This window comes from Rhizobium esperanzae (assembly GCF_002204185.1).
Classification (GTDB): domain Bacteria; phylum Pseudomonadota; class Alphaproteobacteria; order Rhizobiales; family Rhizobiaceae; genus Rhizobium; species Rhizobium esperanzae.
Genome location: NZ_MXPU01000006.1, coordinates 67,462 through 83,197 on the forward strand (window position 1 = coordinate 67,462; position 15,736 = coordinate 83,197).

The following is a 15,736-nucleotide window of genomic DNA, read 5'->3' on the forward strand; positions in this document are numbered from 1 at the left end:
CGTCTCCTCTGTCGAACCTGCCGAAGGACAGGATACATCAAATCGAGGAGCAGTCATCGAGACTGCTCAATTAAGAGTGGAGCATAATGTCGTACCAAGAACCGCTCACACTTTTCGGCCTCGTGCTCAGACGCTCAACTCACGATCTCGCCTAAGGTATCGGCGACATAGGCGCCGCGCGCACCCATCGGCAGCGGGTGGCCCGTCGTCGTGTCCCGCGCCGTCTGATGCTCCAGCTCGGCATTAAGCTCCGCTCCGACGATGAGAATAACCACGGAAAGCCAGATCCAGATGAGGAAACCGATCAGCGCGCCGAGCGTACCGTAGGTCGCGTCGTAATTGGCGAAATGCTCGAGATAGAAGGAGAAGCCGAGCGACATGCCGGCGCAGGCGAGCGCGGTCAGAACCGCACCCCAGGTCATCCACCGGACTCGCGCGGGCTCGCGGCTCGGACCGAAGCGGTAGACCAAGGTTACGGCCACGACAATGACAAGCAGAAGCAGCGGCCATCTCAAGAGAAGCGCCATATGTTCCTTGAACTGATCAAGCCAGAGATAGGAGAGTACGACAGGCATCACGCCCATGAGCGCTACCACGACGACCGCGAAGATAACTGCGCAGAGGGTGAAGCAGAGGCCGATCAGGTTCAGCCGCACCAGGCTGCGCTTCTCCTTCTCCTCATAAGCGACGTTCATCGCATCGAAGATTGCCAGGGTGCCGCTATGGGTGCTCCACAGCGCAATGCCGAGACCGACGAAGAAGGTGATGCCGAGCGTGCTGTCGCGTTTCTCCACAAGCGCCTTGAGCTGATCGGCAAGAAGATCGAAGGCCCCGGGCGGCAGGAGGATGGCGAGCTCGCGAAGATGTTCGGAAATGGTGATCGGATCGGCCACCAGGCCGTACAGCGAGACCAAGGCCGTCAGGGCCGGGAACAGCGCCAGGAGCAGATAGAAAGTTACGCCCGCGGCAATGAGGGTGACCCGGTCGTCGAGGACCTCATGGAAGACGCGCCAGAACACATCGCGAAGGCCGCTCATCGGGATGGCCTCGGGCGTCGCCGCGCTGCGCCCATGATCGTCACCCGATGGGGCGACCGCGGCAGAAGGCGCCTGCGAATTGCGCTGCGTTGCCTGCAGCAACACAAACGCGCCCACAGCAGCCGCCATCATCGCCGCAGCGAGCGGATATCCCTTGAGGCGGAGCACATCAGCCATTACTCTATCCTCCGATTTGCTTCGGGGATAACGCCGGGTGCCGCTAAAGGATGCAAGCTGTTGCTTTCTTGCGGAGATTTCCGGGGAGGGGAGGGGGCCGCTGCGGCCAAGAGGCCGCGACGGCGATGCCTGACTCCAACTCCTGATATTATAAACAGATGATTTTATTAATTTTTAATCAGCTTACGGAAGCAAAGCCGGCTTTTGGTTTCGCTACTGCAGCACAGGGCTATTTGGAACTGTCGCCGTCATGGCGACTTCGCGGCGCCGGAAGCGGCAGATTCGGCCGCCAGACGCCCCATCGAGATCGATTTCGGACCCCGAATTCGCCTGCCGTCTTCGCACTGGCGCTTCCTGGAGACCGGCAGAAGCATTCGCGGAACCGCCTGAACGACAAACCTGCCGATGCATTTGCCCTGTCTCACCCATACGCCGACGGCAATGGCCGACAATAGCCACCCCCGTTGTCCACGGCAAAGATTGGCCCCGGTCGGTATGGGCCGGCTTTCTCATTCAGAACGCTCTACGATCGCACAGCGTCCGTACCCGGGCGCCAGTCCGCCTTCCCGCTCCATCCACACACCCGGATGCAACGCTGCGAAGGAAGAAATGGGCACCGCCTCTGGAGACCGGCGATCAGAACGCGGCGCCGATTTGCTGCCGACAGTCCCGACCGCCACTGATGGCTCGGACCACCATTCACTGCGGGCGGCAGATGCCGCGAGGCGTATCGCCGGCTTTCCCGGTAAGTTCAGCGGCGGACAGACCGGCTAATCAGCATTGGCAGCCGTAGGCCTCCTGCGCATTCGTATCATCTGCCCGACATCGTCATCATATCGATCATCCGGGAACTCGACGCTCCAGACGAGACGGCGCAGCGACTCAGGAGAGATGCACTCCTCCAGACGAAGCAGAAGCAACAAGTGGTCGACAACGACGATTAGCCTGGCGTAGGCGCCGAGCTGATACAACACGGGACGCATCGCCGCATAGGATTTGAAGCCGAAAGACGCGGCGATCGCCTCATCAAGGTGCGATGACTTGATATTGGGATATTGACCCCGCTAGGCTTTCTTGAAAGTGGCGACGTTCGAAGGCGAGAACCTGACAGATGGGTTCAGCATATGACGATCCAATGTTCCGGCCGAAGTCTGCCGATTACACTTCGACCTTGGTGAACATGGTCGTCGAGAAACTCTGCACGCCCTTCAACCCGGCAGCAGGTTCGGATGAGCTTCCTAGCCGAGACATTAACCTTCGGACGCTTCTTGCTCAAGACATGGATCGACCTGTGGATCGCGTTGCCATTGGCGGCGGCTGCATGGCTCGCGAACTGGCATATCGCTGTCCGTTGTCCGCGGACAACCAGCCGATCGGGCCTGGCTTGTGCCAGCTCATGCCGTGTCCGAATTAAGACTCTGCCTCAGAACGAGCCGACATGGCGGCACTTTCAATGCGCGGTCCCGCCGCCCTCGTCTTCCGCATAGGCAATTACGATGTCGCTCAGTTTCGAAGTTTAGCTCAGAGGCAGCTAGCGACTGCGCCGAAGGGGGCAGCCGAAGTAAAGTCGCACTTGAGCGAATAGAGCGTGCTCTTCGACCGGCTCTATTGTGTGGACTTCATCCCAAGCGATCGCGAGTTGGAGATCCTGGAATTGCAGCCAGAGCACACCATGTCGTTTGATGCCGTCATAGTAATAGTCGGAAACTCGTCTCTCCTGATCGAACACCTGCGACGGAAGGGAGCATTGATCAGGCATAAGCTCGAGCAACTGCCATATGCGGATCTCTCCAAATGGTTTCGATTTTGGTTCGGTCCGGAGGATGAACGGCATGACCCAACCGCGGAGCTGTCCGAAGCAATCCATTCGCCGCCGCTCCTCCCGACGCCTTCTGAGTTCTGCAGGCACTCGAACAAGCCGGAGCCAGCAGGTCAAGAGCAGAAGCGAATAACTCGTCTGACGGGTTCATCACCTAAGCCCGCATGCGGACCTCCTTCGCACGACGCCATTCAAACTGGAGCACTCCCCAAGAAGCATATGTCGCTACGTTGTCCGCGGACAACGCCGCGCCCAAGCAGACAGGGAGCTGCGCCGCACCACTTCTCCCGTCCGCAACATCACCTGTGCGATATTGGCGCAGCCGGCTTGAATTCGCCGCATTGCGGCACTACCTCGTGACGGGCCGAAGCGCTGCCCCTCCTAGCTGCTTTGGTCCGATGGACAGCACTCCTCCTCCCATGCTGTCGGTCACTATTGAAGCCCGGCGCACTCTCCCGCGCCGGGCTTCTGCCAGATGGATATCGTACCCATCAGCCCTTCGAGGCCTCGCCGGGGCGCATCAGGGTGAGGCTCTCGTGGGCGCCGCGACACACTCCAATGCCTCTCGTCGACCGCGGCATCCTCCACCATCCATCATGCTGCGGTGCGCAGCCCGCAGGGCGGAGCCTCGAAGCACACGCCGCAACGCCGCTCCTTGCATCTACTCGACGCGACACGCACCCTACGCCCCCCTTGAGGACGCTTGAGCGCCGGCGCGATAGCCTCCTACACTTCTCATGAGACGCAGCGCCCTAACCGACAATGCACAAGATGAGCAAAAAGCAACCGAGGTGACGAATGAACAGGCTTGCGCAATGCCATTGCGGATCACTCCGCGCAGAGACATCAGGCGATCCGCTCACGGTGAGCATCTGCCACTGCCGCGATTGTCAGCGCAGAACGGGCGCCGTGGCCGGAAGCGGTGCGATCTTCGCGAAGGCCGAAGTGATGATCGAGGGAGATCGCAGGATCTTCGAGCGGGACGCCGCGCAAGGGCGCAAGGTGCGTTTCCACTTCTGCCCGAACTGCGGCACGTCCGTGTATTGGGAGGGCGATTTCAATCCCGACCTCTGCGTCGTCGCCGTCGGCGCCTTCGCCGATCCGGCATTTCCACCGCCACTGGTTTCCGTCTACGAGGAGTCCAGGCATGATTGGCTTCAGCTTCCCGATGGGATGAAGCACGCGCAACGCGGGCTGGTTTCGGCAGCGGCTGCGGAAAAGGAGCAGGGCAGCGGCTAGCGGCCTTGGTGGCCGTGCGCCACGCGGGCAGCTCCTCCTCGGCAGCCCGTGCGGAGCGTGCGGCAACGCCACTGCTTGTCATCTGACACCTGCGCACCCGCTCCGCCTCGAGGGCCCCTTAGGAGGTACCTCAGGGTGAGGCTCTTTTGGGCGTCGCGCAACCTGCAACGCCTTTGAGCCTCCGCGCAAAATCATCCGGCGCCCGCCTCGACTGCGGCCCACCAAGCCTCCTAGGCGCGGCATTCCCAACATCCCTCATCCGAGGCGCGGAGGCCGAAGACCGAAGCCTCGGAGGACACGCCGCAGCGCCGCTCCTGGCATTCAATCAACCTCGGCGCGCTCGCTGCTCTCCTGAGCACAGTCGATATGGCCGACACTCTTTGGCAGCAGCCGCCGCTCATCTCAATCGATGGGAGAGTTCCTCGTTCCCCACACAAAAGTGACAGTAACTGGAACGACGTACGAGGGGCGGAGAAGTAAAGGAACTAAATCCTTACATTACTTCCGTTTCGATATCAAAGCTGGACAAATTAAGGTGTTAGCCCTCAACACCAGCGGAAGCCTCTTGCCGCTCAGCCGGCATCACCACCCCGTCTCCTCGCATTAAACTCAAGAAAATCCGCTTCGATGCCATCTCTGAAGATGACGCCGTGTTCAGGCGTTTCGGAAAACGCTGGTCAGCGGCTGATCCTGGGAGACGATGCCGGCGGCAAGGCGGTTACCAACATGGCAACGTTTGACGATCCTTTGAGACAACCAAAGGGAGCGACGGCTTTTCGAAACCGCGCTACTCTTTATGATCTTGTGACACCGACCAAATCGGCACCGCCTCTTAATCGTCCACTGCAGTGACTGCGAGGTTCGAGAAGTCAGCTGTGAATAGGGAAGACAGCCCGATGAAGCTATTCATTCTCCTCTTGGGCTTTCCCGGCGTCGGAAAGCTGACGATCGCGAGAGAACTAAGTCCGCTCCTGACTGCAAAGGTTATTGATAATCATTAGTTCAACAACCCGATACTGCGTCTGCTTGACGATGACGGAACCACGCCTCTCCCGAATGGAATATGGGAATATACCGGAAGAGTTCGCCAAGCCGTCCTGGATGCGATCGTCGCCTATGGTCCTCCTTCGGCGAATTTCATTTTCACGCATGCCGGCATAGAAGGTGATGAGCGCAGCAATCGCACGTTCCAGCAGATTGCCGGCGCGGCCCGAGAATGCGAGGCGCTGCTGGTCCCCGTGAGGCTGCTCTGCGACGAGGAGGAGTTGGCACGTCGCCTTGCCACACCGGCGCGTCGCGATCGGTTGAAGTCGATTGATGCACAGGCATCGAGGGAGAAAAGCAGAAGAGCCCAGGTCCTCGCTCCCCAACACCCGTTTACGCTGAATTTGGATGTCACCTCAAAGACGGCGGAAGCGAGCGCAGCAGCGATTCACGATTATATCTTAAAGGTAACAGCCGGCGATCTCGGTTCGCTCCAGGATACCGGTATCATTACCCTACCATAATCATCCGAACCTCAACTCCCTCACACCACCAACATCCCCTGCCGCTCAGCCAACGTCACCTCCGCCCGCGTCCCGGCGTTGAACTCCAAAAAATCCGCCTCGATGCCGTCGCTGAAGATCACCCCGTGCTCCGGCATTTCGGAGACGATGGTGAGCGGCTGGTCCTTAGAGACGATGCCGGCGACAATGGTGGTGCCGGTGGTGCGGCTGGGGAAGGGTTCGCGGACGAAGTAGCGCAGGTAATCCGCATCCCAGGCGAAGGACATGTCGATCGTCCGGTCGGCTGGCTCGAAACCCAGCGCGCTTGCGGCTCCGAGCCAACCGGAATAGAGGCTCTTCAGCCAGCCGGTGGAGCCCATGCCTGTCGAGACGATGATGCCGCTCGAGGATTGGTGTTCCCAGCGCTCCTCGGCCTGCAGGATATAACGGGCCGAGACATGGCTTTGCGGGCCGATGAAGAGATCATTGACCGCGTGGATGACGGCGCCGGTGTTGAGCGTCGCCTTGGCCATGCTGACATGTTTGATCGGCCGCTTGTTTTTCAGCGCCTCGCCGATCACTCTCCGAAGGCTCTTCGGGTTGAAGGGCAGCAGCGGGCCGTCCCAGCGCTTGGGGTCGGGGTTGACGCCGAGGACCGGCTGCCCGTCGAGATATTTGAGCGTGTTGGCGACCAATCCGTCCTGGCCGAGCACGACGACGACATCGTCGGGAGCGAAGATGAAGCTCGAGAGGTACCGGCGGTCGAGACGCTGGACTCGGGCGACGGCACGCAGGCTTGCTTCCACCTCGTCGATGGCCGTTTCGTATTGTTTCTTCTCGGCGAGATAATCGCTGAAGTCGGCGCCGAGATGCTCGACATAGAACTGCGCCTGCTGCACGGTGTTGAACCGGGCGATGAGTTCGTCGAGCCGGGTCGGCCTGACGACCAGGATGATCTTGCGTTCGTCAGAGACCGGCACGGTCCTTGCCCTCCTGCGGCTGCAAGATCTCCCGGAGAAGATCGGGCGAGACGTTCAGCTGGCCGATCTTCGTCGCATTGTCTGCAAGGTCGCGGAAGGCGAGCGCCATCAGCTGGCCCGGCTGCATGCCGACCGAGGCGAGCGCCTGCAACACTTTCGGATCGGCCTGTTCGAAGGATTTCATCATCGCCGTCAGCGCATAGGCCTGGGCGTCGGCCTCGGCCCGCGCATTGGTCGCCGCCAGCGTCACCAGGTCACGGTTCTGCTCTTCGAGCGCGATCTTGCCGGCCATTTCTTCCCGGCGGATCTGCAGCTGCCGTTCCTGCACGGCGCGTTCGGCCTCCATCTGGGCTTCGCGCACCTGCCGTCTCTTGTTCTCCAGCGTGATCTCGGTGGCGATCTCGTTTTCCTTGATCGTCCGCTCCTGCTCGATCGCGGCGTTGCGCCTGCTATAGATGGCTTCGTCGGCCTGCCGCAGCAGGGCTTCACGGGCATGCGCTTCGAGCGCCTTTGATGTCTCGGCCTTCGGCGTGACGGCAAGCAGCGACAGGCCGAGAATCTCCAAGCCAAGCGCCTCGATCGTCGGATGCACCTTGAGCGCGTCGGCCACGCCGGCGACGAGCGCCTCGCCCGAAGCAAGAACCTCTTTGAGCGACAGCGTCTGCACTTCGGCGCGCATCGCCACCTGAACGCGGTCGATCACGCGGGTCGAAAGCTTCTGCGGGTCCTCCGAGACATAGTGGCCCCGGCGGTCGAGCGTGAAATTCAAAAGTGCCGCCGTGCGGCGCGGCTCGGCGATGCGGTAGGTGATCTGCCCCTGCACCGTCACCTCCTGGAAGTCTGATGTCACCAGAGGAAAGATGAAAGGATCGTTGACGCTGGCCGTCGGCACGAGCACGAGGGAGCTCGAAGGCGAAAAATGCCAGAAGGCAAGGCCGGCGCCCTCGCGAACGGCCTTGCCGTTCTGATATTGGATGACGTATTGCGTGGGTTCCGTCTTAATAAAGCGCAGTCCGAACATATCCGTTTTCCCGTTTCCTGGCGCGAGCCCCTCGCTCGTGTCGAAAACAGAAAACATAACTTAGTGACAAATGTCAACTAACTTAGTTGACGATTTACACTAAGGCCGGGGCATGTTATCTTCCCACCATGACAACACACGACAATGACGCCTTCAAACCGATCGCGACCGTCGATCTCGCCATTTTTTCCCTGGCGCCGGCTGGCCTCTCCGTGCTGCTCGTGCGCAGGACAAGCGTCCCCTTTGCCGGCGACTGGGCTTTGCCCGGCGGCTGGATCCATATTGATGAAGATGCGGATCTGGAGGCTGCGGCGCGCCGGGTGCTGAAGGAAAAGACCGGCGTCGAAACACCCTATCTCGAACAGCTGCAAACGACGGGAAGCCGCGATCGAGACCCAAGAGGCTGGAGCATCAGCATCGTTTACATCGCGCTGCTTTCGGCCGATGATGTCGCAGAGCGGCAGGATGCGCTGGCCGAGGAGGCCGAATGGCGACCGATCGAAGGCGAGGGCGTCGGCTTGTCCCTTGCTTTCGACCATGCGTCCCTCCTCAAGGAGGCGCTCGGCCGCATCCGGAGCAAGGTCGAATATTCGAGCCTGCCCGGCCATCTGCTGCCGGTCCGTTTCACATTGAGCGAGCTGCAATCGGTCTATGAGAGCCTTCTCGGCCGTAAGCTCGACAAATCGGCCTTTCGAAAGCGCATGGCGGAAGCCGATTTCCTGGAGCCCGTCGAAGGCGAGATGCGCCGGGCCAGCAATCGGCCCGCACAGGTCTTCCGCTTGAAGGACACCCGGTCGCTGGTGCTCTTCGACCGCAGAATTTGATCTCTGCATCCTGAGGGATCAGGCGTTAAGACGCTGCTGCGTCTGCCGGTCGAAGAGACGAGCAACGTCCGCGCAATCGATGCCGTAGAAGGAGTCGCATATGAGAGGGCTCGATGGTGGCGGTTCGTCCGCTCTGCGCTTCGTGCTGATCATGGGAGTCGTCAATCTTTTCGGCGACCTCACCTATGAAGGTGGCGCGGCGATCAACGGTCAGTTCCTTGGAATGCTGGGGGCGAGTGCCGCTGCGATCAGCATCATTGCCGGCACAGGGGAATTCCTTGGATATGCGCTGCGGCCCGTCGCCGGCTGGATCGCCGACCGGAGCCGCGCCTATTGGGCGGTTACCTTTGCCGGCTACGCGATCAATCTCTGCGCCGTACCCGCCATGGCACTGGCCGGGAGTTGGGAGCTTGCGGCGGCCCTGATCATTGCCGAACGGGTTGGCCGTGCCATGCGCAAGCCGACGGTCGAGACAATGATCTCCTATACCACCGGCGAACTTGGGCGAGGCTGGGCCTTCGGCCTCAATACCGCCCTCGACGAGGCGGGGGCGACGCTGGGGCCATTGATTGCCGCTCTCATTTTATTCCTGCGTGGCGACTATCGAACCGCCTACGCCCTGCTAACCATTTCTGTTGTGCTTGCAATCACGGCACTCATCGCTGCGCGGCTGACGTTCCCCGTTCCCGAGCGATTGGAGCAGGGCCGCACCGCCACGGCGAAAACGCTAGGCCTGCCGTACTGGCTCTACATGGGCGCCGGCGCGCTCTTTGCGGCCGGGTTGCTCAGTTACGAGCTCGGAGCATACCATCTGGAGCGCACTCGGACCGTCCCGCCTGAATGGATCCCGGTGTTGCTTGCCTTCTCCACCGGATCAGGGGTGGCTGCCAACCTGATCCTCGGCAGGCTTTACGACTGGTCGAATAAGGTGGCGCTCACTGTGGGGATCGTGCTGTCTGCTTGCTTCGCGCCGGTTCTACTCCAGGGCGGCTTCGCGATGGCTGTCATCGCAATGCCATTGTGGGGCATCGGTTACGCGGTGCAGGACACGCTGATGAAGGCGATCATCGCCGGGTTGCTCCCGGAAGGGCGTCGGGGTCTGGGGTTCGGCATGTTCTATTCGGCCTATGGTGGAGGTTGGCTGCTGGGCAGCGTCGCAATGGGATTGCTCTATGATCGCTCGACGCTTGCGCTTGCCGCGTTCGTCGCAGCGGCGCAGCTTGCATCTCTTCCGATCTTTCTCCTGGCTCGAAGGGAAGCGCGTCGGGAGACGCGGTCAAAGCGGTCGCAATAGTCCCATGCGAGATCTGAACCTGCGCAGCTTCGCGACCGTCGCTAGGCATAAGCACTTCGCGGCTCAGAATCATCGGGGCACAGAGCAGCGGGGGAGTGTTCGCCGCGGTTTCTTGGAAAGGCACGCGTGAAAATCGCCATCCACGGCGGGATCGAAAATCGCGCCTCTCTAATGCTTCATCATCAAGGGAAGTCTCGCGTGCGACAGCAGGTAGCGAGTGACGCGGCCGAGAAGCAGTTCGAGGAAATAGGCATGCTTGAAAGCGCCGATCAGCAGGCAGGTTGCGCCGACGGAACCCGCAAAATCGAGAATGGCCTCGGCAACCGGACGATCCTCGGAGCGGATCGCGACGATGTCCCCTTTCAGGCCGAGCTGCGTAATCAGTTCCCTGGCGGTAAACTGATAGCTGCCGTCGGGCTTGTCGTTGACGCACAAAACGGTGACTCGCTCCGCCACCGCCAGCCAACGTCTTGCCGCGACGATGGCGGCTTGTGCATGCCCGTGCGGCTTCCAACCGATCAAGACATGCTGCAGGACATGGCCGGAATAGCGGCCTGCAGGCGGCACGAGCACGAGCTTGCGTTCGTTGAAAAGCAGGTCGTGGAACGCATCGCGGGCATCCATGTTGCCGTGGCATGGGGTGACGACGAGTGCACTCTCGTGGCATTCCGATGTGACGCAGCGGCCGAGATCACCGCGACAATCATCAAGCAGCAGGTCGCTTCGGCTCGGATTGGCCTCTTTCCAGTTCTCGAAGACGCTTATCACCCGCTCAAGGCGCTGCTGTGGCGAACCCTCGTTCATGTCTCGCAGCATCTGCAAGTCGATTTCTTCGGGCGCAGCCACCATCCGTTCCGGATCCGCACCGACATGGGCGGCCGCCATGCGGCCATTGACGGCTTGAGCGGCGTCTACCGCGATATCGAGGCAGATCCAAGCACTTGCCGCGTCGGGCAGCAAGGCGATGACTTCAGCGTGACGGGTCAACTCGTGGACCCGACGGGCTGAGTTCACGGCGGGTGGCAACGCTTCTGTGTCGCGGCCGTCTGAAGGTGAGGTGTTCATCAGGACCTCCGTTCGCGATGCTCCCGCATCGCTCTTGGTCCAATCCGAAATTCAGCTTGATCATACGCCCGCGCCTGGCGGCCCGCAACACGCAGAGGCTTGAACAGATCGGTGCGAGACGGTGGTAGCCCCATGCTGTGATCGCTGCCACAGGCTGTCCCGGCAAGCGGGCCCTTTTTGCCGGTAATCATTACATATCGATGCGATAACTATCATGTTGCTCCACGAATTTTGCGATCGACGCGATGATAATCGCAGCCGATGCGGCACCGGGATCGATATGCCCGATCACCCGCTCCCCGAGCCGCGATGATCGCCCCTTGGCGGCCGTCATATCCTTGGTTGCTTCGCAGCCTTGGCGCGCTGCCTGCTCGGCCATGTCGAGCGATTGGGAAAGGGGCGTGCCGGACGCCCAGGCAGCGAGCGCGGCATCGGCTGCGGGCTTCCAGGCATCGACCATGGTCTTTTCGCCGGGCTCGGCCTTGCCGCGCTCCTGAATGCCCTGTGCCAGCGCCGCGAAAGCGCGCAGGAAGTCGTCATCACTGAGTTCAGACTTGTCCTTCACGGCTGCGCCGGCGCGCATAAAGGCTGTGGCATAAAGCGGGCCGGATGACGCGCCGACCGTATTCAGGAATGCTTTTGCCGCCGCGTTAAAGACGGCGGTCGGCGCAGTCTGCGCCCGGTCGAGCGCGGCGACCGCCTTGGCCGCCGCCTCGCAGCCCGCATCCATGGCAAGGCCGTGATCGCCGTCGCCGATGGCGCCGTCTAGCTCGCAAAGATGATCGCGTCGCGCGGCGATATCCCTAGCAATCAGGGCAAACAGGCGCTGCAGGTCCTCGGTTGCGATGGTCATCGATCACCTCCTGAACATGGCGCAATCGCAGGGATGATCGATCAGCCGCTGAAGCTCGTCGTCGAGATGCATCAGCGTGATGGACGCGCCCGCCATTTCGAGCGAGGTGCAGTAATTGCCGACGAGCGATGTGTGGATGACGAGCCCGGCCTCGTCGAGCCGCGCCTTGACGCGCCGCATCATGATGTAGAGTTCCATCATCGGCGTCGAGCCCAGCGAATTAACAAGCACGGCGACACGATCGCCAAGCTCGGCCTTCATCTCCCTGAGAAGATTGTCCATCAGTTCGTCGGTCACGGCATCCGCCGTCTTCAGCGGCCCGCGCGCCACGCCGGGCTCGCCGTGGATGCCCATGCCGATCTCCATCTCCTCCTCGCCGATCTGGAAGTTCGGTTTCAAGGTCTGGGGCAGCGAGCAGGGCGAGAGCGCAACACCCATCGTATAGGTGCGCGCATTGGCATGGCGGGCGGCGCGCTCGACCTCGTCGAAGGAATAAAGAAGATCGCAGGCTGCGCCGGCGGCCTTGAAGATAAACACATTGCCCGCCACGCCGCGCCGCCTGTCCGTCTGATCGGCCGGGGCGGACGCGACATCGTCGGTGGTCAGCACGGTGCGCACCGTAATGTCGTCGAGCGCCAGCATGTCCGCCGCCATGTCGAAATTCATCACGTCGCCGGCATAATTGCCGTACATGAAGAGCACCCCGACGCCGCCGTCGACGGCCTTGGCGCAGGCCATGATCGGATCGGGCGGCGGCGAGGCGAAGACATTGCCGATCGCGGCGGCATCAGCGAGCCCCTTGCCGACATAGCCGAGGAATGTCGGCTCATGCCCGGAGCCGCCGCCGATCACCAGCCCGACCTTGCCCTTGCGCGGTCCGTTCCTGGCAATGATGGCGCGCGGCACGCCGTCCACGGCATAGAGGTGCTCGGGATGTGCCGCGAGAACCCCTTGCAGCATCTCATCGACGGCATCCGCGCCTGCATTGATAAGCTTCTTCGTCTTCACGCCGATCCTCCCAAAACGAGCTCCGACTGCATAGATGCGGCGGGCGGGCCAGAGGTCAATCCGCCAGCGGCAAGGCGGCCGTCGCGAACGGCGCAAGCTGCAGCTCTTCGGCCAGTGCGCTGCCGCCGACGCTTCGCTCTTCGCCCGTGAGATTGACCACGTAGAGCCTGGCGCCTGCGGCATCCCGCGCCAGGAAAGAGAGCACTTCGGAGGGCGAAGACGAGAGGCATTCCTGCCAGGATGCACCCGCCAAGGCCGACAAGGTCCGCACCGTGTTGAAGAGCGGCCGCCGCCCGCCTTGCTCGACAGGTTCATCGGGACCGGCGATCAGGCCGAAAGGACCGGTCAGCGCCGAAAGCGTCAGGCATTCGAGGCCGGCCTCCAGCACCCGGATCGCATAGCCGAGCGCGAAGGCCTCGGCGAAGCGGCCGTTGTGGCGGGGATCGCGATTGGCCATCGGAATGCGCCCGCCGGACGGATTGTCCATCGTGCGGCTGCCATAGGGGTTCTGGCGCATCGGGATCGTCGACGGGCCGATGCGATACGGCTTGTCGCCGTAGATCGCGCGGACGGAGCGCGTGATGAAGGGCAGCGCCTCCAATGTCTGCATGACGCTGAGATCGTCGGCCGCGTGCACGATCGGGTTGGTGCAATGGCTGACGAAATCGATCTCACCTGCCGGCACGCGCTTGCGATTGAGCTCGGTGAAATAGCTGAGCATGCCGCCACCGATGCGAATGCCGGGGAAGGCGGCGCGGGCCGCTGCATAGACCTCTTCGAGGGGAGGGCAGTCCGGCCATTTGCTGCCGGGCGGCGTCGATTGCCGGTCGACGGAAGGCGACATCAGGATCGCATCCGGCTTGAATCCGGCTTGCTGCATCTGCCGGGCGATCTCGGCTGCCTCGACTGCCGGCGACGATTTGCAAGGGAGCGCGATCTCCAGCGTCGAGCGGCCAGGATGGAGAGCCGCGATCGCGGCGAAGTTTTTCAATGCGTGGGGGCCATGCCCGGCGTCGGGATCGAAATGGAAGAGAAGCTCGCGAGGCGCGATCTCCGACAGGAGAGGCCCGGCCGCCAGTGTCGCCTCGGCCTCCTCGGGCGTCACGATCAAGCCGATCTCGGGCATGGTGCCGGTTCGCGTACCGAGCTCGAGCCTTATGACGCTGCTCTGCGTCGCGGCTGATGGCGCGACGGAACTGCTGATATCCCGGATGATCAGCGACGTCTTCTGCCGGACAGGCTGGTTCGCCGGTATCTGGTAAGGCCAGGGCAAAGCGAGCGGCCGGACATAGGTCTTGTAGGAGGCATCCGACCAGTTGCGCTGATCCTCCATTTCGAACGTGTCGCCCTCCATCCGGCATTCCGCGGTAACGCCTGGCATGATCTGATGGGTGATGGCGCGCATATCCTTGAAGGGCTGCCACGGCTCGATGACATTGGGAAAACGCGTCGCCGCGATCTGGCCGTCGACATGCTCGACCGCCGCCGGCGAACCGGCCACGCCGACGATCGGATGCAGGATGCAGAAGCCGCAGCGATTGGTTTCGAAGCCGGTCCCTGAGATGGCTTCGGCCTCGAAATCGAGCCGGTCGCGATATCCGGTGATGCGGACCTCTATGGAGAGCGTCGTCGCTTCCGGCCCCTCGCAGCGGGCGAGATAGGCGACCTCGAAACGATCCTCGCCTTGCTCGATCCTGAGGTCGGTGATCTCAGGGCTGTAGGTGCCCCAGTCCCGGTCGCGGACGAGATAGGAAATCGCCCGCAGCACCTCGACGCCGTCGTAGCGGATCGTACGAAGGTTGCCGTCGGCGAGATCGGCCGTCAGCCTTTCCGCCGTCAAGCGGACCGGCGGCCTTTCCCCAGCGCGGGTGCCGTAGAGCTGAAACGCATCGGCGGTCATCGCAGCATCGCCCGGACATCGATCGTCTGGCCGCGCGCGGCGCTGTCATAGGCGGCCTCGACAAGGGCGAAGGTCTTCAGATTGTCGGCGCCCGAGGTCGAGTGCTCCGCGCCGCGCCTGAGCTGGTCGACCCAATGCTGCTCGATCGCATAGACGCTTTCCTGGATGTTGTGCCAGGGCCGCGAGGCCCAGGACAGCAGCTTCGGCGGGACATCCATGACGGTCGTGCCCCTGCCGTTGGTGATCTCGAGGCCGTAGCCCTGGGTCAGCCGGATCGTGCCTTCGGAGCCGTCGAGCTCGATCAGCGTCTCGGGGAAGGGCTCCTTCGAGAGCCTGGTGGCGTAGCTGACGTCGACGACGGATGTCGCGCCGTTCTCATGATCGAGCAGGATGGTCGCGACATCCTCACCCTTGATCCTGTGGTTGACCCGCTTGGTGCGGGCCGTCAGCGAATTGACGTCGCCGAGGATATAGCGGGCGATATCGAGCGTATGGATGCCGAGATCTTCGATGATGAAGCGCTCGCCTTCGGCGAGATAGGGCTGGCCGGAAAAGACGTCGTAGCCCGAGCGGAAGGAGAATCGGCCCCAGAAGGGCGTGCCGATGGCGCCGGCATCGAGCGCCTTGCGCACCGCCTGGATCGGCGTCTGCCAACGGAAATTCTCATGCACCATCAGCGCCACGCCGGCGGCCCGGCAGGCCTCGACCATCGCCTTGGCATCCGAAAGCGTCTTAGCGAAGGGCTTCTGGCAGATGGCCGGCACCTTGTTTCGGGCCGCCATTTCTACCAGCGCACGGTGGCTCTGAACCGTCGTGGCGATATCGACGAAATCGAAGCCGTCATCGGCAAACATCGCCTCGGCATCCCTATAGCGCCGCTCGATGCCGAACTGGTCGCCGACGAGCTTCAGCCGCTCGGGATCGCGGTCGCAGATCGCGACGATCTCGGCACCTTCGACATCGTTCCAGGCATGCATCTGGTTGATCGCAAAGAAGCCGCAGCCGATCAACGCGCCTTTCAATTCGGTCATG

The 15,736-nt window shown here is 62.0% G+C and carries 11 protein-coding genes and 1 pseudogene; 4 read left to right on the forward strand and 8 right to left on the reverse strand.

Annotated features, from left to right (window positions below; genetic code table 11):
• Positions 1-134: 134 nt before the first annotated feature.
• Complete coding sequence (locus B5E41_RS10480; RefSeq protein WP_088393346.1) at positions 135-1,214, reverse strand: YihY/virulence factor BrkB family protein; 1,080 nt, start codon at positions 1,212-1,214, stop codon at positions 135-137.
• Between the two features lie 2,617 nt (positions 1,215-3,831).
• Here B5E41_RS10480 and B5E41_RS10500 point away from each other — a divergent pair.
• Together B5E41_RS10500 and B5E41_RS32145 are read left to right on the forward strand one after the other, a co-directional pair.
• Positions 3,832-4,272, forward strand: a complete 441-nt coding sequence (locus B5E41_RS10500) for a GFA family protein (RefSeq protein WP_088393352.1) — start codon at positions 3,832-3,834, stop codon at positions 4,270-4,272.
• Between the two features lie 896 nt (positions 4,273-5,168).
• Positions 5,169-5,780 (forward strand): annotated as a pseudogene (locus B5E41_RS32145) (AAA family ATPase).
• 20 nt (positions 5,781-5,800) lie between these two features.
• On the opposite strand, the gene B5E41_RS10510 reads toward B5E41_RS32145, so the two are convergent.
• Complete coding sequence (locus tag B5E41_RS10510; RefSeq protein WP_088393354.1) at positions 5,801-6,739, reverse strand: diacylglycerol kinase catalytic domain-containing protein; 939 nt, start codon at positions 6,737-6,739, stop codon at positions 5,801-5,803.
• A complete protein-coding gene (locus tag B5E41_RS10515) occupies positions 6,726-7,760 on the reverse strand; it encodes an SPFH domain-containing protein (RefSeq protein ID WP_088393356.1) in 1,035 nt (344 codons plus the stop codon). Before B5E41_RS10515 ends, B5E41_RS10510 begins: the two co-directional genes overlap by 14 nt.
• A 128-nt stretch (positions 7,761-7,888) precedes the next feature.
• Here B5E41_RS10515 and B5E41_RS10520 point away from each other — a divergent pair, with 128 nt between their 5' ends.
• Both B5E41_RS10520 and B5E41_RS10525 read left to right on the forward strand, forming a co-directional pair.
• Positions 7,889-8,584 (forward strand): NUDIX hydrolase, encoded by a 696-nt coding sequence (locus B5E41_RS10520; RefSeq protein WP_088393358.1) that lies wholly within the window; start codon positions 7,889-7,891, stop codon positions 8,582-8,584.
• 100 nt (positions 8,585-8,684) lie between these two features.
• Complete coding sequence (locus tag B5E41_RS10525) at positions 8,685-9,878, forward strand: MFS transporter (RefSeq protein ID WP_088393360.1); 1,194 nt, start codon at positions 8,685-8,687, stop codon at positions 9,876-9,878.
• 168 nt (positions 9,879-10,046) lie between these two features.
• Here B5E41_RS10525 and B5E41_RS10530 read toward each other — a convergent pair whose 3' ends face one another.
• The 5 genes from B5E41_RS10530 to B5E41_RS10550 all read right to left on the reverse strand — a co-directional run bounded on the left by B5E41_RS10530 (position 10,047) and on the right by B5E41_RS10550 (position 15,735).
• Positions 10,047-10,943 carry a universal stress protein gene (locus B5E41_RS10530; RefSeq protein WP_088393362.1) on the reverse strand — a complete coding sequence of 299 codons (897 nt, stop codon included), beginning with the start codon at positions 10,941-10,943 and terminating at the stop codon, positions 10,047-10,049.
• 190 nt (positions 10,944-11,133) lie between these two features.
• Entirely contained in the window at positions 11,134-11,796 is a 663-nt protein-coding gene (gene dhaL, locus B5E41_RS10535; RefSeq protein WP_088393364.1) for a dihydroxyacetone kinase subunit DhaL, read from the reverse strand.
• 3 nt (positions 11,797-11,799) lie between these two features.
• Positions 11,800-12,804 carry a dihydroxyacetone kinase subunit DhaK gene (locus tag B5E41_RS10540; protein WP_088393366.1) on the reverse strand — a complete coding sequence of 335 codons (1,005 nt, stop codon included), beginning with the start codon at positions 12,802-12,804 and terminating at the stop codon, positions 11,800-11,802.
• Between the two features lie 55 nt (positions 12,805-12,859).
• Positions 12,860-14,704 (reverse strand): D-apionate lactonase, encoded by a 1,845-nt coding sequence (apnL, locus tag B5E41_RS10545; protein ID WP_088393368.1) that lies wholly within the window; start codon positions 14,702-14,704, stop codon positions 12,860-12,862.
• Positions 14,701-15,735, reverse strand: coding sequence for a Gfo/Idh/MocA family protein (locus B5E41_RS10550; RefSeq protein ID WP_088393370.1), 1,035 nt, complete (start codon positions 15,733-15,735; stop codon positions 14,701-14,703). Before B5E41_RS10550 ends, apnL begins: the two co-directional genes overlap by 4 nt.
• Position 15,736 lies beyond the last annotated feature (1 nt).